This window comes from Pseudoalteromonas sp. APC 3694 (genome assembly GCF_030407565.1).
In the GTDB taxonomy this organism is placed as follows: domain Bacteria; phylum Pseudomonadota; class Gammaproteobacteria; order Enterobacterales; family Alteromonadaceae; genus Pseudoalteromonas; species Pseudoalteromonas tetraodonis.
The window spans coordinates 1-20058 of the sequence record NZ_JASDDE010000027.1 but is presented as its reverse complement, the minus strand read 5'-3'; the positions used below and the strand labels follow the sequence as shown (position 1 = coordinate 20058).

The 20058-nt window shown below is 40.8% G+C and carries 10 protein-coding genes and 1 pseudogene; 8 read left to right on the top strand and 3 right to left on the bottom strand.

Going from position 1 to position 20058, the window contains the following annotated elements; genetic code table 11:
• Positions 1 to 83: 83 nt before the first annotated feature.
• The gene (gene topA / locus QMA00_RS10775; RefSeq protein ID WP_290157187.1) at positions 84 to 2792 is read left to right on the top strand and encodes a type I DNA topoisomerase; all 2709 of its coding nucleotides are present in this window, start codon (positions 84 to 86) and stop codon (positions 2790 to 2792) included.
• Positions 2793 to 2958: 166 nt separating this feature from the next.
• Here topA and QMA00_RS10770 read toward each other — a convergent pair whose 3' ends face one another.
• Positions 2959 to 3201 carry a hypothetical protein gene (locus QMA00_RS10770; RefSeq protein WP_016899532.1) on the bottom strand — a complete coding sequence of 81 codons (243 nt, stop codon included), beginning with the start codon at positions 3199 to 3201 and terminating at the stop codon, positions 2959 to 2961.
• A 243-nt stretch (positions 3202 to 3444) separates the two neighbouring features.
• Here QMA00_RS10770 and QMA00_RS10765 point away from each other — a divergent pair, with 243 nt between their 5' ends.
• The gene (locus QMA00_RS10765) at positions 3445 to 3999 is read left to right on the top strand and encodes a TIGR00645 family protein (protein WP_076920997.1); all 555 of its coding nucleotides are present in this window, start codon (positions 3445 to 3447) and stop codon (positions 3997 to 3999) included.
• 53 nt (positions 4000 to 4052) lie between these two features.
• Here QMA00_RS10765 and QMA00_RS10760 read toward each other — a convergent pair whose 3' ends face one another.
• A complete protein-coding gene (locus QMA00_RS10760) occupies positions 4053 to 5693 on the bottom strand; it encodes an alpha-glucosidase family protein (protein WP_290157183.1) in 1641 nt (546 codons plus the stop codon).
• A gap of 658 nt (positions 5694 to 6351) precedes the next feature.
• Here QMA00_RS10760 and QMA00_RS10755 point away from each other — a divergent pair.
• The 6 genes from QMA00_RS10755 (at position 6352) to QMA00_RS10730 (ending at position 18476) form a co-directional block, all read left to right on the top strand.
• Complete coding sequence (locus QMA00_RS10755) at positions 6352 to 9153, top strand: TonB-dependent receptor (RefSeq protein WP_290157181.1); 2802 nt, start codon at positions 6352 to 6354, stop codon at positions 9151 to 9153.
• A 118-nt stretch (positions 9154 to 9271) separates the two neighbouring features.
• The gene (locus QMA00_RS10750) at positions 9272 to 10765 is read left to right on the top strand and encodes a tryptophan halogenase family protein (protein ID WP_128583609.1); all 1494 of its coding nucleotides are present in this window, start codon (positions 9272 to 9274) and stop codon (positions 10763 to 10765) included.
• Positions 10766 to 10913: 148 nt separating this feature from the next.
• Positions 10914 to 12770: an alpha-amylase family protein gene (locus QMA00_RS10745; protein WP_290157178.1), complete on the top strand. Its 1857-nt coding sequence runs from the start codon at positions 10914 to 10916 to the stop codon at positions 12768 to 12770.
• A complete protein-coding gene (locus QMA00_RS10740) occupies positions 12767 to 14257 on the top strand; it encodes an MFS transporter (protein WP_290157176.1) in 1491 nt (496 codons plus the stop codon). The genes QMA00_RS10745 and QMA00_RS10740 overlap by 4 nt, the downstream gene beginning before the upstream one ends.
• 14 nt (positions 14258 to 14271) lie before the next feature.
• Positions 14272 to 16677 carry a glycoside hydrolase family 15 protein gene (locus QMA00_RS10735; RefSeq protein ID WP_290157174.1) on the top strand — a complete coding sequence of 802 codons (2406 nt, stop codon included), beginning with the start codon at positions 14272 to 14274 and terminating at the stop codon, positions 16675 to 16677.
• 86 nt (positions 16678 to 16763) lie between these two features.
• On the top strand, positions 16764 to 18476 hold the full coding sequence (locus QMA00_RS10730; RefSeq protein ID WP_290157172.1) for an alpha-amylase family glycosyl hydrolase: 1713 nt from the start codon (positions 16764 to 16766) through the stop codon (positions 18474 to 18476).
• A 234-nt stretch (positions 18477 to 18710) separates the two neighbouring features.
• Here the strand turns inward: QMA00_RS10730 and QMA00_RS10725 are convergent.
• A pseudogene (locus tag QMA00_RS10725) lies at positions 18711 to 19534 on the bottom strand (integron integrase); the annotation flags it as partial.
• Between the last annotated feature and the right edge of the window lie 524 nt (positions 19535 to 20058).

Genomic DNA, 20058 nt, shown 5'->3' with positions numbered 1-20058 from the left:
GTGTTTGTAGATATACCTATAAATATTCGCGCCGCATGAGTCGGCTAAACACATTTAAAAAACTAGGTTAGAAATAGGCAACTATGGGCAAATCGCTAGTAATTGTAGAGTCACCTGCTAAGGCTAAAACAATTAATAAATACTTAGGTAATGATTTTATCGTTAAGTCCAGTATTGGGCATGTACGAGATCTACCTACATCGGGTTCTGGCAAAACTAAAGTACCGGCAAGCAAAACGCCTGCTGAGGTGCGTAAAATGCCCCCCGATGAGAAAGCAGCGTATAAACAGCAACGTGATTACACTAACTTAGTCGCGCGTATGGGAATCGATCCTGAAAAAGGATGGGAGCCACATTACGAAATTTTGCCGGGTAAGGAAAAGGTTGTTCAAGAATTACAAAAGCTTGCCCAAAATGCTGATCAAATCTATCTCGCAACGGATTTGGATAGAGAAGGGGAAGCTATTGCTTGGCACCTTCAAGAAATTATTGGTGGCGAGCCAGAAAAATATAAGCGTGTTGTTTTTAACGAAATCACTAAAAATGCAATACAACAAGCATTCGAAACCCCAGGTGAGTTAAACACCGACATGGTTTATGCACAGCAGACCCGTCGCTTCTTAGACCGTGTTGTTGGCTTTATGGTATCGCCCCTATTGTGGGCTAAAGTAGCGCGTGGTTTATCAGCGGGTCGAGTGCAATCTGTTGCAGTGCGTTTATTAGTTGAACGCGAACGTGAAATTAAAGCATTTATTCCTGAAGAATTTTGGGATATACATGCCGATGTTAAAAATAGCGAGTCTGACCTACGTTTAGAAGTCACTAAACAAGCAGACAAGCCATTTAAGCCAGTAAATGAAGCTCAGGCTAGTGCAGCAGTTAAAAGCCTTGAGAATGCCGAATATAAAGTTGTCAGCGTTGAAGAGAAACCAAGTAAGAGCCGCCCAAGTGCGCCATTTATTACTTCAACAATGCAACAAGCAGCAAGTACCCGATTAGGTTATGGCGTTAAAAAGACCATGATGCTTGCCCAGCGTTTATACGAGGGGGGTTATATTACTTATATGCGTACCGATTCAACTAACTTATCGAAAGATGCGGTTGAAATGTGTCGCGAATACGTAACCAATGAGTTTGGTGCCAAGTACTTACCTACTGATCCGATTAACTATAGCTCTAAAGGTAATGCACAAGAGGCGCACGAGGCGATTCGTCCTTCTAGTGTATCGGTGCTTTCAGGGCATGTTGAAGGTGTTGATGCTGATGCGAAAAAGCTTTATGAGCTTATTTGGCGTCAGTTTGTGGCCTGTCAAATGGTGCCTGCTGAGTACGATTTAACCACCTTAACGGTCGCTGCCAACGATTTCACCTTGAAAGCAAAAGGCCGTGTTTTACGTTTTGACGGTTGGACTAAAGTGCAACCGGCAGTACGTAAAAAGAATGAAGAAGATCAATCGCTGCCTGCTGTTAAGCAAGGCGAGGTGCTCACGTTAGTTGAGCTTGATCCTAAGCAGCACTTTACTAAGCCACCGGCTCGTTTTAGTGAAGCAAGCTTAGTTAAAGAGCTTGAGAAACGTGGGATTGGTCGTCCTTCCACGTATGCTTCTATTATATCAACGATACAAGATCGTGGTTATGTACGAGTAGAAAATCGTCGCTTTTTCGCTGAAAAAATGGGGGAGATTGTCACCGATCGCCTTGTTGAAAACTTTACCGATTTAATGGACTTCGATTTTACCGCTAAAATGGAAGGCCGTTTAGATGATATCGCCGAAGGTGAGCGTGTTTGGACGCAAGTTCTCGATAAGTTTTACGCTGATTTTTCAACCCAGTTAAACATTGCCAAAGGTGAACCCGATGAAGGCGGTATGCGTCTTAATCAAATGGTAGAAACTGACATTGACTGCCCAACGTGTGGCAGAAAAATGGGTATTCGTACTGCTTCAACGGGCGTATTCTTAGGATGTACTGGTTATAACCTGCCACCTAAAGAGCGCTGTACTACCACTATGAACTTAGTGTCGGGTGATGAAGCGGTTGCAGCTGATGTTGAAGACGTTGAAACAGAAACATTAATGCAAATGAAGCGCTGTCCAATTTGTGAAACAGCGATGGATTCATACCTTATCGATGAAACCCGTAAACTACACGTGTGTGGTAATAACCCAGCGTGTCATGGGCATGTGGTTGAAGAGGGTACGTTTAAAATTAAAGGTTACGACGGCCCTATTATTGAATGTGATAAATGTGGCGCTGATATGGAATTAAAATCAGGTCGATTTGGTAAGTATTTTGGCTGTAACAATGACGAGTGTAAAAATACCCGTAAGTTATTAAAAAATGGCGAAGCTGCGCCACCAAAAGAAGATCCCGTTCATATTCCTGAATTAGAATGTGAAAAGTCTGAAGCCTATTTTGTATTACGTGACGGTGCTGCAGGTATTTTCTTAGCAGCAAATACGTTCCCTAAATCACGAGAAACACGCGCCCCCAAAGTAGAAGAGTTACAGCGTTTTAGAGATCGTATTTCGCCTAAGTTTTACTACCTAGCTGATGCACCAGCTAAAGATCCTGATGGTAATCTTGCTGTTGTGCGTTACAGTCGTAAGAATAAATCACAGTATGTAATGACTGAGGTTGATGGCAAAGCAACTGGTTGGACGGCACACTACGAAGGTGGTAAATGGGTAGAAGAGGCTAAGAAAAAAGCCGCGCCTAAAAAGAAAGCCGCCGCTAAAAAACCGCCTGCTAAAAGTAAAACGAAAGCAAAAGTAAAAAAAGACGATGAATAATTAATTATTCACCGCTTTAAGTAATAAAAAACCGGAACGCACAGCCTGTGACAGTTCCGGTTTTTTTGTCAAATCAAACCTATCGCAATGGCATTTCTAATCTGATTTTTTACTTTACAGGATTAAAAAATGTAACCAATTTAGGTTCAATTCACTCAATTATTCATTAAATCTTAACAGCAGTGACTTTGTTATAGCCTTCAGATGTTAGTTCATCATTCACACACTTTAAAACATAGTTATAAAGCTCTTCATTGCTTACGTCGTCTTCTTTAGCCCAACTAACACACATTTCTGTGAATTCTTGAATCGTCTCAGCTGAAGCGTCTGTAGCATCGTTTGCCACTGCATTAGCAGCAGATAAAACGAAAAATGGTGCAACGATTAACGCGAGTAATGCTTTATTCATTTTCTTATTCCTAAAAATGGAGTAACAATCGAGTTATGTATTCATACAATGCCTACATAAAACAAGTGTAACCAAGCCAGAACATCTCTGTTGGTATATTGATTTTTAATCGAATATAAAATAAAGGGAAACGAAATATTTTTATCGTCAAGATGAGCGTATCGTGTAAAAGTGTTTAACCTTAACTAATTGTGTTACAGCTAAATTTAGGCTAATGTCGCGTTTTAATTTTTAGGTGTTCTTATGTCAGAGCCACATACAAATAATATAAATAAAAAAATACAACCTGTTCATAAAGTAGAGCATGCTCTTGAGTCGTTTATATTCAAAGGACGCTGGCTATTAGCCCCATTTTTTGTCGGTTTACTATTTGCTGTGGTTTTATTACTAATAAAATTTTTTAAACAGCTGTATTTGATGGGGATCGTAACGTTTACTGCCAGTAATCAAGAGTTGTTGGTGGGTATATTAACTTTGGTTGATACCGCTTTGTTAGCTGGACTTTTATTAATTATTATATTCAGTGGCTACGAAAACTTTGTCTCTAAGCTTAATATCGAAAATCATGAGGACCGTCCCGTATGGATGGGAAAAGTAGGGTTTTCTGGTTTAAAAATGAAACTGATTAGTGCAATAGTCGCCATTTCAGCCGTTGAGCTACTAAAGGTGTTTATAAGCTCTGCATCTCATTCAAATGATGAATTACTCTGGAAAGTGCTGATACACGTGACCTTTGTTGTGTCGGGTGTACTGTTTGCATTTACTGATTACTTAAATAGTAAAACAATTAGCCATTAAAAAATGCTAAAAAAACCCGAGCAGTGCTCGGGTTTTTTATAATAATGTAAATATTAACTGCAGTGGGCGTAATAACAACCAAATGGCTCAACTGTCAGTGTTTCATTATCAAGCTTTGCGTTGTGATGATAAAGGTCGTTATGTTCATTTTCAACACTTGCATTAATAGTAAGTTTTGCTTGTGAAGCACTCAAATTGAATACACACAACATTTTTTCATCGTTTAGAGTACGGTAAAACGCTAAGATTGGCTCTTCGGTTTGTAAAAACTCAATATCACCTTCAAGTAATACCGGCTGGTTTTTACGCCATGCCATAAATTCACGGTACGCATTTAATATTGAGTTTGAATCATTCTCTTGTTCAGCAACTGCTTGCAGCCTATGTTGTTGATCAACAGGTAACCACGGTTTTACTTCACTAAAGCCCGCATTGTGAGCATTGGCATGTGAGCTATCAAGGTTTTCCCAAGGCATTGGGGTACGACAACCATCACGGCCTTTAAAGTTTGGCCAAAACGTAATGCCGTATGGGTCTTGTAAATCTTCAAACGCAACGCTTGCTTCACCGAGCCCGAGTTCTTCACCTTGATACATACACACGCTACCACGTAACGAGGCCAATAGGGCGGTTAACATCTTACATTGCGCAGGGTTTACTTCACCCGTTTCGCTCCAACGGCTTGCAACACGTTCTACGTCATGGTTGCTAAATGCCCAACAAGGCCAGCCTTCAGTCATGCGTTGCTCAAGTGTAGTAACGGTATTTCTTATATACTCGCTCGAGTAATCATCCGTTAATAGCTCAAAGCTGTAACCCATGTGTAGTTTATCGCCATCTTGGGTGTATTCTGCCATGGTGGCTAATGAATCTTCAGATGAAATTTCACCAAGTGATACGGTTCCTGGGTATTTATTGAGTAAGGTGCGAATATCACGCATAAACTCAATGTTTTCTGGCTGTGTGTTGTTGTAGTAGTGATACTGAAAAGCATACGGATTGTCTTCACTAAAACCACGGCCCTGACGCTTTTCTTTTGGTTTTGCAGGATTATCACGAAGCTGTGCGTCATGGTAACAAAAGTTAATTGCATCTAACCTAAAACCATCAACGCCTTTTTTAAGCCAAAACTCAACATTGTCTAGTACAGCTTGGCGAACATCAGGGTTATGAAAGTTAAGATCAGGCTGTTCCGTGAAAAAGTTATGTAAGTAGTATTGTCCACGACGCGGCTCCCATTGCCATGCACCGCCACCAAAAATAGACAACCAGTTGTTTGGTGCTGTTCCGTCTTCTTTAGCATCGGCCCATACATACCAATCAGCTTTATCGTTGGTTAAATCTTCACGGCTATCAATAAACCATTGGTGTTGATCTGAGGTGTGACTAAGCACTTGGTCTATAATAATTTTAATATCGCGTTGATGTGCTTGCGCAATGAGCTCATCAAAATCATCTAAGTTACCAAAAAGGGGGTCGATATCGCGATAGTCGCTAATATCATAACCAAAATCTCTCATAGGTGATTTAAAGAAAGGTGAGATCCAGATAGCATCCACCCCTAAACTTTTAATGTAATCAATGCGATTAATTATCCCTTTTAAGTCACCAATGCCATCGTTGTTGCTATCTTGAAAGCTACGCGGATAAACCTGATAAATAACCGCACCTTTATACCATTGCTTTTGGGCCATGCCTTTCTCCGTTTTCACATTGTCTTTGTGTTGTTCTTTTTTAGAGGTGTTAATCCTCGTTTATTTGAAAAAGCATACTTGAAGCCCGTCATACTGTAAAAAGTCTGCATACGTATGCACCGTTTTAAGGCAATTAAAAGAGGTTAAATCAATCGCTTATTTCATCGATTTTAACGCCGGTTTATTGAATATCTCTTTACCAATTTGGTTTGTTAAATTGTTAATTTATTGTTTGCGTTATTTAGGTGCTTAAAAATAAGGGGGTGCACTAAATTGGTGATTATTAATATTGGTCTTACCAATTGTACTTAAATAAATGTTCTCCATAATAATAAATTAGAAAATAAAATAGCGTCGTGTCACTTTATTTATGTTTAATGACACACTTATTTTATCAAAAAATAAATAATGACTATCATTAAAGCTATAAATGCTAATTGCACTAAAATAACTCATAATAAAACAGTTACTTATGAATTGGGGTGTAAATTTAATGTTAACTTTATACGTGTTGCGTTACTTTGAATACGTATGCATAAAGTTGTTAATAAAATAATACGAGCGTTAGTATTCATCCTGACAACGAAATAAGCTCGCAAGCTTAACTATCACTTAAGCAAGTAAGCGGGTATCACATTATGGGTAACGGGAAAACATTATGGCTATGTTCAAACCAAGTATATTAACGCTAGCATTAACTGCTGCCGGACTATCAAGCTTTGCCACCACTGCGGCACAAGAAGAAACAATAAAAAATGATGATGTAGAAATTATTGAAGTAAAAGGTTTTCGCGGTAGTGTTGTTGAATCAATTAATACTAAGCGTTTTTCAACACAGGTGGTTGAGTCTATCTCTGCAGAAGACATTGGTAAACTTCCAGATACATCTATTGCTGAATCAATCGCGCGTTTACCAGGTTTAACAGCACAACGTCTTGATGGTCGTGCTAGTCGTGTAAGTGTTCGTGGTTTTAGTGAAAACGAAAGTGCAACCACCTTCAATGGCCGTGAGCAAGTATCGATTGGCGACAACCGTGGTGTTGAGTTTGACCTTTACCCATCTGAAATTATGAGCGGTGTTACTGTATATAAAACGCCAAGTGCTAGCATTGAAGCTGAAGGCATTGCCGGTGTTATTGACATGCAAACGGTAAAACCTTTAAGTAAAGGCGAACGCGTGATCATGTTTAATGGTCAGTTAGAGCAGTCAGGTTTTGATAAGCTAAACCCAGATGGTGATGACAAAGGCTTTCGTGGCACGGTTTCATACATTGATCAGTTTGCAGATGACACTATAGGTGTTGCATTTGCTTACAACACAATGAGCTCACCAAACCAAGAAAAACGCTGGAATTCTTGGGGATACCCTGAATTCGACGTTGATGGACAGAATTATTCAATCTTAGGCGGCGCTAAACCTTTTGTACGTTCATCAACACTTGAACGTGATTCAGCGATGCTAGTAGTGGAAGCTGCACCAAATGATCGTCTAAACATGACGTTTGATGCGTTATATGTTGATTTTACAGATGAAAAAATCCTACGTGGTATTGAAATTCCATTTTTTCCTGGTTGGGGTGGGCAAGGCAATATAGATCAAAATAGCCTAACTATAGATGAAGAATCTGGGTTTATTACCAGTGCAACAACGCAAGGTCAACGCGTTGTAGTTCGTAATGATGTTGAAGAACGTGATGCTGAATTAACGCAATTTGGATTTAATACTAAATATGACATTGACGATTCATGGTCGGTAGAGTTTGATGCGAGCTTATCTGAAGTTGAGCGTAAGGACTGGAGCTTACAAAGTTATTCTGGCACAGGCCGTGGCGATGCAAACGGTATTGCTGACAACATTGGCTATTCACTTAATGGCGGCAATACCGGCGCCAAATTTAGCCACGAGTTAGATTATAGTGATTATGCTTTAATTCAGTTAGGTGGTCCTTTGTCATGGGGAACCAGCTCAGCGCTAAATAATAAGTACGGCTTAAATGATACGGCTTATCAAAACACCGCACAAGATGGCTTTATTAATGCACCTGAAGTTAATGATGAACTACATACTTTAAAACTAGCAGCAAGCAAGCTATTAGAAAACGATTACTTAAGCAAAGTAAGTTTTGGTATGTCATATCGCGACCGCGAGAAGAGTAAAAAGTCTGAAGGGTATTACTTAACATTAAGCGATTTCTCATTAGATAATCCTGGTACGCTTGTCGTTCCAGAGCAATATCGCCTCGGAACAGCTAGCTTAGGCTTTATCGGTATGGGGGATATGATTGCCTATGATACCCGTGCACTAGTTGACGATGGATATTATGACTCAATTCAAGAAAGTTTAACGGATATAAAACACACTACGCAGTCGTACACAGTTCAAGAAAAAGTTACGGCGTTTTTTGTTCAAGCTGATATTAATGCTGAAGTAGGTGAACTACCATTAACAGGTAACTTTGGTGTTCGCTATGTTAGAACTGAGCAATCTTCGCAAGGTTTTGCGGCTGTGCCGAATGACGTGACAGGTCTAGTTGAAGCCGTTCCTAACAATGTGTCACACGATTATAGTCATGTTTTACCTAGTCTTAATTTATCTTTAGCGCTAGATGAAAATCAAACTGTGCGTTTTGGTGCCGCTAAAACTATCTCACGAGCCCGCCTAGATGAAATGAATGCTTCTGTTAATGCGAGCTACAATTCTGAGCGTCCTGATGAGAATGGCAACTATTGGTCAGTATCGGGTGGTAATCCTACACTTGAACCAAAAGAAGCAACGGGTTTTGATTTTACTTATGAAAACTACTTTAGTGCAGAAGGATACTTCTCAGCGGCTGTATTTTATAAAGACTTAAGCCAATGGATATTTGATGGTGTATACGAAGTTGATATGTCAGGAGTTGCTAACCCTTCAACGGGTGAGATACCAGAGAATAGTACCGGTACTGGATCAGGTAAAGTGAATGGCGGTGGTGGAGATCTTTGGGGCTATGAATTGTCTCTTGCTCTACCGTTTAATATTTTTAGTGATTCATTAGAAGGTTTTGGTTTAATTGCCAGCCATACAGGAATTGAACAAGATATTGAAGATCAAAACGGCAACGAATATGAGCTACCTGGTCTATCAGACAAAATAGAAAGTTTAACTTTTTATTATGAAAACTATGGCTTCCAAGCACGTACTAGCATGCGTAAACGCAGCGACTTTAAAGGTGATATTTACAACGCAGGTTATGAAACACAGCAAGTAAACATCTTAGGTGAAACAATTTGGGACGTACAAGTTGGCTATGATTTTGGCGAAGCAGGTGTTGAGAGCTTAGATGGCTTAAATGTGACATTCCAAGTACAAAATATCACTGAAGAACCATTTACAACACTAAGTGGTGATAATGCCTTACAAGTGCGTGATTACCAAGATTATGGGCGTAACTTTATTCTTGGATTTAGCTACAAGCTTTAACTGAAATTTAGTTAAGATATTAGCCCTTGTAATTAGTTTTACAAGGGCTTTTTTATAGTGACTTTACCTAATAAATTATTTTAGCGGCTTTAATACACAGCAAAAAGTGGACAAACATATGAAACCAATAAAACACGTCGTCATTGCAGGCGGTGGTACAGCTGGATGGATAGCCGCTGCACTGTTAAATAAAGTATTAGGTAAAGTAATTAATATTACCCTAATAGAATCAACTCACATTGGCACAGTGGGCGTAGGGGAAGCCACTATTCCCCCTATAATGCAGCTAAATAATGCATTGGGTATCAATGAACAACACTTTATAAATGCCACTAACGCGACGATTAAGCTTGGTATTGAGTTTGAAAACTGGAAAAGCTCAGCACACAGTTATATGCATGCGTTTGGCACTTTGGGTAAAAACTTTCCTTTTTGTGACTTTTATAATTTTTGGCTTAAAGGCCAAACGCAAGGGTGCAAAGATGATTTTTGGGATTTTTCATTAAATTATCAGGCTGCGAAAAACAATAAATTTGCTCCACTGAATACCATTTCTAACACGTCGTTGCCAGGATTAAGCTACGCGTATCATTTTGACGCCAGTTTGTATGCTGAGTTTTTAAAGCACTTAGCCACAGAGCGGGGGGTAAAACATCTAGATGCTAAAATTAATGAGGTCATGCAGTGCCCAACCAGTGGCAATATTCAGAGCCTAACCCTTGATGATGGCAGCAGTATCAGTGGCGATTTATTTTTAGATTGTACGGGCTTGCGTGCCTTATTGATTGAGCAAACACTCAATACTGGGTTTGTAGATTGGTCGCACTACTTACCCTGCGATAGCGCCATTGCAGTACAAACAGCATCAAATGGTGAATTAAAACCTTATACACGTTCAATTGCGCACAGTGCCGGTTGGCAGTGGCAAATTCCATTACAGCACAGAATGGGGAATGGCTTAGTATATTGTAGCCGCCATATATCTGATGACGATGCAAAACAATTATTACTCAATAATCTTCCTGCAGAGCCTATTACTGAACCCCGATTAATTAAGTTTAAAACAGGTCGTCGTTTAAAACAGTGGCATAAAAACGTCGTCGCCATTGGCTTATCGAGTGGGTTTTTAGAGCCACTTGAATCAACCAGTATTCATCTAATACAAAGTGCTGTGACGCGTTTAATTAAGTTATTTCCTCACCATGGGGTTAGTGATGCGTTAGTAACAGAATTTAATAAGCAAAGCATCACCGAAATCGAGCATATTCGTGACTTCATTATTTTGCACTATAAGCTAACTGAGCGGAAAGATACTCCATTTTGGCGTCAATGTAAGCAAATGGAAATTCCGCAATCGTTAGCGCATAAAATGGATTTATTTAAACAAACGGGCAAAGTAGTGCGCGAAAACGACGAGTTATTTGCCGAAGTGGCGTGGCAACAAGTCATGATAGGTCAAGGCCTATTACCCGATGATTACGGTGCGCTAGCAGATTCATTAACCAATGAGCAATTAGCCGAGTTATTTAGTAATTTAAAAACATTAATAAATTCAACGGTAGAGCAACTGCCAAGTCACACCGTATTTTTAAGTAGTTTAAAACCAAAGTAAGCCCCCAAAAATTTTCATGCGGGCAGTTTAATTTTTGGGTTAACAGGTGCTGAATGTAGCTGTGAATACGTATGCAGCAACTGTAACCAAACTACAGTTAGCTTTAGTATAAACCAATGACAACACTGAAATAAAAATGACACACACAATGAAAAAAAGATTTTACATACCCTTGCTGCTATCAAGCACATTAGTTGTGCAAGGCTGCAGTGATGATAATGAAAGCACGCAAGCAAAAACGATTGTAAATAAGACAGAGCCTGTAAAGCCAGTTGTTTATCAAGTGTTTACCCGTTTATTTGGTAATACTCAAACCGCAAACATTCCATGGGGTACTAAAGAGCAAAATGGCGTGGGTAAGTTTGCTGACTTTAACGACGCAGCGCTTAAAGGCATTAAAGAATTAGGAACGACCCATGTGTGGTATACCGGCGTTTTACATCATGCCTTAGTGGGTGATTACACTGAGTACGGTATAAAACAAGACGATCCTGATGTGGTTAAAGGGCGTGCAGGTTCGCCTTACGCAATAAAAGATTATTACGATGTAAACCCTGATTTGGCGGTAAATGTAACGAACAGAATCGAAGAGTTTAGCGCGCTTATTGAACGTACCCACGATCATGATATGAAAGTGATAATAGACATTGTGCCCAATCACGTTGCACGTGATTACCACTCAACGGCTAAACCTAACGGCGTGAAAGACTTTGGTGAGGACGATGATACCAGCAAGGCATATGCTAAAAATAATAATTTTTACTATGTACCGGGTGAATCATTTAAAGTACCAACAAGCGACAGTTACCAAGTGTTAGGTGGCAACAAACACCCTTTAGCCGATGGTCAATTTAGTGAAATCCCAGCAAAATGGACTGGCAATGGTGCACGTGCTCCACAGCCTGATATAAACGACTGGTACGAAACAGTAAAAGTAAACTACGGCGTTAAACCCGATGGTAGCCTAGATTTTCCAACTTTACCTAAGGCGCTAGAAAACCAAGGTTACCGTGCACATTATGCCTTTTGGCAAGATAAAGAACTGCCAAATAGTTGGTATAAATTTAGAAATATTGCGCTTTATTGGTTAGATAAAGGCGTGGATGGCTTTCGCTATGATATGGCTGAAATGGTGCCGGTTGAATTTTGGAGCTTTTTAAATTCATCGATAAAAATGCATAAACCCGATGCATTTTTACTTGCCGAAGTGTACAACCCATTGATGTACCGAACTTACATTCACCAAGGTAAAATGGATTACTTGTATGACAAAGTAGGCTTTTACGACACCTTAAAAGCCATAATGCAAGGCAAGCAAGCCGCAAGTAGTATTTTTAATGCTCAGCAAAAAGTGGCTGACATAGAGCAACATATGCTGCACTTTTTAGAAAACCATGACGAACAACGTATCGCAAGTCCTGATTTTGCCGGCGATGCCGCATGGGGCAAGCCGGCAATGGTGGTCTCTCACTTAATCAGTCGCTCGCCAAGCTTGCTTTATTTTGGTCAAGATGTCGGTGAAGATGGCTCAGAAAACGCGGGGTTTGGTAGCCCAACTCGCACCAGTATTTTTGACTATATTGGTGTTCCTGCTCACCAAGCGTGGATGAATAACGGTAAATTTGATGGTGGTCAGTTAACAGCTGAACAAGCGCAATTACGCCAATATTATATTTCAATTATGGCACTTAACGATTTACCAGCGATTGTTGCCGGCGATATGGCACCCTTGTTGGTAACAGGCAGTAATAGAGTGGTAGGTTTTGTACGCACCCTAGGACAGCAATCATTATGGGTGCTGAGTAACTTCAGTCAGCAAGCGCAAACAGTCACTATTACGCTCACGCCAAATCAAGCAACAATGCTCAAACCAAACTCAACGCTTTACGATTTATTAGAGTCGCATAACGGTATTTTGGTGAGCGATGAGAAACAAAATACAACCTTTACGCTGACCCTTGATGCACTCAGTAGTGCGGTTTTAATTAATAAGGCTGAAAAATGAATAACAATAAAAACAAACCAGATTTAAGTTTTTGGCAAATATGGAACATGTGCTTTGGCTTTTTAGGCATTCAATTTGGCTTTGCACTGCAAAACGGTAATGTAAGCCGAATATTTCAAACCCTTGGAGCGAATGTAGATGACATTCCTATTTTGTGGGTGGCAGCACCACTTACCGGTTTAATTGTACAGCCAATTATTGGTTACTGGAGCGATAAAACCTGGGGCAAATTAGGCCGCCGTCGTCCGTTTTTTTTATACGGCGCTATTTTAACCACATTATCGTTATTTATTATGCCAAACTCACCAACACTTTGGATTGCAGCGGGCATGTTATGGATCATGGATGCATCGATTAACGTCACCATGGAACCATTTCGCGCCCTTGTAGGCGATAACCTACCAAACAAACAGCGTGCTACGGGCTATGCAATGCAAAGCTTTTTTATAGGCGTAGGCGCCGTGGTTGCTTCTGCACTCCCTTGGATGATGACAAACTGGTTTGATATTGCCAACACCGCCGCTGCAGGGCAAATTCCTGATTCAGTAAAGTACTCATTTTACTTTGGTGCAGTTGTATTGCTGGTCGCAGTGGGCTGGACAATTATAACCACCAAAGAATATTCACCTGAAGAATTGGCCGCATTTAATCAACAAGAGCAAGCTCAAGTTGAACAGGCGGTTTGTGCACAAATTAACTTTAGTAAAGGCGGCAGTGTATTTACCGTGTTAGGGCTTGCCGTACTTGGTTTAGTCACGGGATTAAACCTAGAAAAAGAGCTTTACCTTTTAGCAGCTGGCTTAGTGAGTTTTGGCGTTATTCAATTTATTGCAGCCGCACTACAGGCAAAAAACCACACCAGCGGTGGCTTTTACCAAGTCGTTAACGATGTATTTACCATGCCAGAGGCGATGAAACAACTTGCTTGGGTACAGTTTTTTAGCTGGTTTGCATTATTTGCCATGTGGATTTACAGCACCTCAGCGGTAACCAGTTTTCATTATGGTAGCAGCGACACAAGTTCAGCGGCGTATAACAATGGTGCAGACTGGGTGGGTATATTATTTGCGGCTTACAACGGTTTTGCTGCATTGGCGGCTTTATGTATCCCGATCATCGTTAAGCGTGTTGGTTTAAAACTAGCGCATGCACTTAACCTTATTTTAGGTGCGTTAGGATTGGCGAGCTTTATGTTTATACAAGATCCGAGCTTACTTATTTGGCCAATGATAGGTATTGGTTTTGCGTGGGCGTCTATATTGTCGTTGCCTTACGCCATGTTAAGTACCTCAGTACCGAGTCATAAAATGGGTGTGTATATGGGAATATTTAACTTTTTTATTGTGATCCCACAATTATTAGCCGCCAGTGTACTTGGCCTGATACTCCGTCACTTTTTCCAAAATCAACCTATTTACGCATTGATGTTAGGTGCTGTGTCTTTTGTACTTGCAGCGGTTGCCGTACTGCGTGTTAAACAGTCTTAATTTAAGGGGCTAAAATGAAAAAATATAACCTAATTACCGCGACAATATTGGCCGCAGGCCTTGTCGGTTGTGGTGTGCAAAATACGCAAACCAGTGCAGTAGCGCAAACATCAGTGAGTGCACCAGGCGCACCAGGCGAAGCACCATTTTGGGCATACGCAGGCAAAACTGGGATAGGCACATCTTTTGAGCAATATCAAAATGGCCATTACAGTGATGAGGCCCCCACAGGAGCGGTTTCAAAAGTATGGTTTTCAATTGCCAAAGGTATGATCACCGAAACGATGTTTGGGCTTATTCATCAAGCGCAAATTAAAGACATGCAATTTGTGGTAGTAGGAAAAGATTTTACAGTCACAGAAGCTGACGATTTAGACGTTACCATTGACTACTTATACAGAGACGATAAAGGCCGCCCGTTATCATTAGCATACAAAGTAGTAAGCAAAGATAAGCAAGGTCGCTTTAGCCTCGAAAAACATATATTTACCGATCCAGACGGGCAAAGCTTATTTGTACGCAGTATTTTTAATACCCAGCTTGACGGTGTAAAAGCATATGTAACAGTTAACCCGTATATAAACAACAACGGCTTAGATGACTTTGCAAAAACCACCGAGCAAGGGTTGGTAGCGTGGCAGGGCGATAATTACTTGTCATTGCAAGGTGCACAGCCATTTAAACAAACAAGTGTTGGTTTTACAGGTGTGAGTGATGGTTTAAGCCAGCTTAAAACAACTCAGCAGCTTACCCGCGTTTATAAAAATACCGGTGAACAATCGGGGAATGTTAGTTTATTAGCAGAGCTAGGTGAAATTGGTAAAAACAGTCAATTCGATTTAAGCCTAAGTTTTGGCAACAACCAGCAAGCAAGTTTTAAACAAGGCCAAGCTACGCTAGCCAAAGGTTACCAAGCTGTGCTTGATAATTACAACGGTAAAGGCGAAGCACTTGGTTGGCAAGACTACCTGCAAAGCCTTGCACCGCTAAATAACATGAGCGAACAAACCGCTGATAACGGCAAGTTACTTTATACCAGTGCTATGGTGTTAAAAGCCCAAGAAGACAAAACCCATGCCGGGGCACTTATTGCCTCTTTATCTAACCCATGGGGTGAAACCGTATCGGCGAAAACCGGCTCTACCGGTTACAAAGCGGTATGGGTGCGCGACTTTTATCAAGTTGCCATGGCGTTTATGGCCATGGGCGATAATGCGACCGCTAAAACCGCATTTGAATACCTTGAAAAAGTTCAAGTAAACAGCAAAACCCCGGGCAATAAAGGTGATACTGGGTGGTTTTTACAAAAAACGCACGTAGATGGCGAACTTGAATGGGTAGGCGTACAGTTAGACCAAACCGCTATGCCTATTATGCTAGCGTGGAAACTCCATCAAGCAGGTGTATTAAGTGATGCAGAGCTCACTGATTGGTATAGCCGTATGTTAAAGCCCGCGGCAGACTTTTTAGTTGAGGGTGGCCGTGCAAACATTCTGTGGAACGATACACAAATAACGCCGCCAGCCACTCAGCAAGAACGCTGGGAAGAGCAAGAAGGGTATTCGCCATCAACCACCGCCGCGGTTGTTGCTGGTTTAATTACTGCAGCCGATATCGCTAAACTAGCAGGTGATGATGCCAATGCAACACGTTACCTAAATACAGCTAAGCGTTATAACAATGATATTGAAAAATTAATGTTTACAACGGCTGGTAATTTAGAGTCGAGCGCTTCTGATGGTGAATATTTTATTCGCATTGGCCAAGACAAAGACGCCAATTCAAATACTAAAATTAACGCTAATAATGGCCGTGAAGGGTTTAATAAAAAGCAAATTCTCGATGGTGGATTTTTAGAGCTCGTTCGCTATGGCGTTCGTGATGCACTATCGCCTAGCATAGTAAAAACACTCCCAGAGTACGACGATGAAACGCTCATCGATAACCTACAAGTTAAATACAGCTTTGAGTTTACTGATGGCAGCGGCACATTTGCAGGCTACCGCCGCTATGGTAACGACGGATACGGTGAAGACGAAGTAACGGGCGCTAACTATGCGCAAGGTGGAAAAAATAGTCCAGGTCAACGTGGGCGAGTTTGGCCATTTTTTACCGGTGAACGTGGTCATTACGAAATTGCCGCCGCGAATGCCAATAATACCTTAGATGCAACTAAACAGCAGGCTATTAAAAATAGCTATGTAAAAGGGCTAGAGCAATTTGCTAACGAAGGCATGATGCTACCAGAACAAGTATGGGATGGCGTGGGCGTAAATAAAGCAGGATACACGTTAGGCGAGGGTACAAACTCGGCCACACCACTGGCGTGGACGCATGCTGAATACGTTAAGCTAGTGCGCTCACTAAGCGACAAACAAGTATGGGATCATTATCCGGTGATAACTAAAGCACTAAAATAACCACAAACTATCCGCAGTTCAGGTTAATTAACATAGCCATAGTAAAATACGGCTATGTTATTTATTACAATAATAACGAGGCTGAAATGAAAACATTTACCTTGAGCGCATTAGCATTAGCAATCATGCTAACAGGCTGCCAAAGCGCACCATCATTAAATAACAACACGAATGACACCGAAACATCGCAATTAAATACTGAGCAACACGCAACGCCTTGGTGGCAAAATGCGGTATTTTATCAAATTTGGCCACGCAGCTTTTACGACAGCGATGCTGATGGCCATGGCGATTTTAACGGTATGACCCAAAAGCTCCCGTATCTACAAGACCTCGGTGTAAATGCATTGTGGTTAACCCCGATGTTTGAAGCACCGTCGTATCATGGCTATGATTTTACTGAATTTTACCAAGTAGAAAACGACTACGGCAGCATGGCAGAGTTTGAAGCCTTTATAAAAGCCGCTGACGACAAAGGCATGAAAGTCATACTTGATTTAGTTATAAACCATATATCAAGTAATCATGAATGGTTTCAGCGTTCAGCAAAACAACAAGCCCCTTATGCAGATTACTTTATTTGGCGCGACGATATACCAAAAGCCGGAAGTGGCTGGGGCCACGCATGGAGTAATAACGACCAACCCGACGCAGTATGGCATTGGAATGAAACTCGTCAGCAGTATTACTATGGTGCGTTTGGAGCAAGCCAACCTGACTTGAACTTACGCCACCCTGATGTTGTTTCCGAAATGGAAAAAATGGCTGAGTTTTGGCTTGATAAAGGCGTTGCAGGGTTTAGATTAGACGCAGTACGTTTTGCCATGGAAGGTGGCGCAGATGCGCAAGCCGATACAGACGAAACCATTGCATATTGGCAGCACTTTAATCAGTATGTAAAAAGTGTAAACCCTGAGGCATATTTGGTGGGTGAAGCTTGGGCAGATATTCCTGTGGCGGCAAAATACTACGGCGAAGGTAAAGGGCTTGATCAAGGCTTTGATTTTGAAGTTGGCTATAAAATACTGGGCTTATTAAAACCCGACGCCAGTGGTGAAGCGCAATTTGGCACCATGCAATCTAATCAACAAGTGAATACAGTTGATGCCAATGTGCTCAAACAAAATTTACAACAGCGTATTGATTCAACTGCACCACTTGATTTTTTTGCACCGTTTTTAACTAATCACGACCAAGAACGAGTGGCTTATCAACTTACTGAACACGACGATAAGGCAAAACTTGCCGCCGCCATGTTATTTAGCTCTCCTGGCACGCCGTATATTTATTACGGTGAAGAGATAGGCTTAACACAAGGTGGCATAGGTCACGATGTGTATAAACGTGCGCCTATGCAATGGGACAACAGCAATCAAGCCGGTTTTACCAAAGCTAAAACGAGCTGGGTTGAACAAAGTGAATTATTTGGTAAAGACTTTACAAGCTGGTGGCCTGAATTTTTAGCCGAGCAGCTTAGCGCAGGTGATCGCAATGTTAAAGTACAGCAAATGCAGCCAAACTCATTATGGCGCTTGTACCAGCACTTAATTTCGCAGAAAAAACAGCGCCCAGAGCTGGGTATTAAAGGCAGTTATGAATTAACGCAACACAACAACGGCCTAGTTGAAATAACCCGCGAGTTAAACGGCAGTAAAAGTATGTTTGTGCTTAACTTAACCGCTAACGCACAAAGCATTAGCAGTATTAAACGCGGTGGGTTAACGCCTAACTGGCAACACGATCTCAATGGCGAACAACTCGCTGGCTATGGTTTGTTGTTACTGAATAACACACTATAAATAAAATACACATAAAAGGGGCTAACATACGTAAGCCCCTTTTGGTAAAAGTGCTTTTATTACATTCCCCAAGTTATAGCTCATTTTTAAAGTTTATTAGATTAGATAAAAGTCTTTTAAATTCATACTTTATAATATTTTACTTAGTGGGCTAATTACCCCGTTCGCGCCTTGTTGTAAAACATGCGTATATATTTGCGTGGTGCGAACATCGCTATGGCCGAGTTGTTCTTGCACGGTGCGTATATCTGCACCAGATTCAAGTAAGTGGGTAGCGAACGAGTGCCGTAGTGTATGGCAGGTAACATTTTTTGAATTTTTGCCAGCTTTGCTGCCTGTTTAATTGCTTTACGAACTGTTGTTTCATCAATATGGTGGCGACGCAGCTTTTTACTTTCTGGGTCCATGCTTAACTGGGCTGAAGGAAACAAATATTGCCAGCTCATTTCATAAGGAGCCGCTGGGTATTTTCTAGCTAATGCATTCGCAAGCCAGACACCGGCATAGTCTGTTGCTTGTTTGTCTCGATGCCAGTAGTCATTTACCAAGTGACTTTGGCTGCGCAACAACGGCAGTAGTTCGAGTGCTAATGTTACTCTGCGGTTTTTATTGCCTTTGCCCTGCCAAATCATTAATGAGACATAGTCGTAATCGACATCTTTTACCCGAAGCCTTACAGCTTCCATTAAACGTAGACCACTACCGTAAAGTATCTGAGCGATAAGTTTATACTTTGGATCCATTGCCAATAATAAACGCTGTATTTCTTCACGGGTCAGTACTACAGGTAATTTAGGTGACACGAGTGATTTATTAAAATTCATTTCAAGTGATAACGGTCGACTAATAATATGACGGTATAAAAAAACCAAAGCATTTAAAGCCGTTGCCTGAGTTTTCATTGCAACATTACGCTGATTACTTAAATAAGATAAGAATTGCTCAACCTCCGACTCTGCCAATTGCGCCGGATGTTTTTTACCATGGTATAAAATGTAAAATTTTATCCAATATTGATAAGTGTCTATAGTACGCTTGGCATAACGACGCGTTATCATAAAGTCACGGATTGATTCTAAAAATATAGAAGCCATAATCTGCTCTAGCTGGTGCTGTATATACAAACAGTAGTTGTATTTAGTTTTTTTTCAACAACTCGCGGGATTATTTCTTGTATTTTACAACAACAAAAAAACAACAAATATAAATCCCTTGATTTACATTTAGATACAGAGTTAAACTTAAAGTATTAAAAAATCAAGGATTTTATGTCTACAACTTGCGGGTTTAGATCCTTTGAATAAGCTGTTAAAGTGCTGCGGCCTTTTTAGATTATTGTGTTTTATCGTGGACGTGCCAAGCCAGAGAATTACCATTAAGCTGTGTGGTATTTTGCTATCTCGGCAGTGTTGTTCTTGGTGGCTCAAATGATGGCTGAGTATCATCTGCTTTGGTGTTCTTGCCTTCATGGATTAAGACGGTTGGTGGGATGTACGTCGGTCAGTCTATTTATCGGACGATTCTAAATAACCTGAGCTGCACATAAGAAATGGAACTAAATGCCCTTGCGGTGATCAGATCT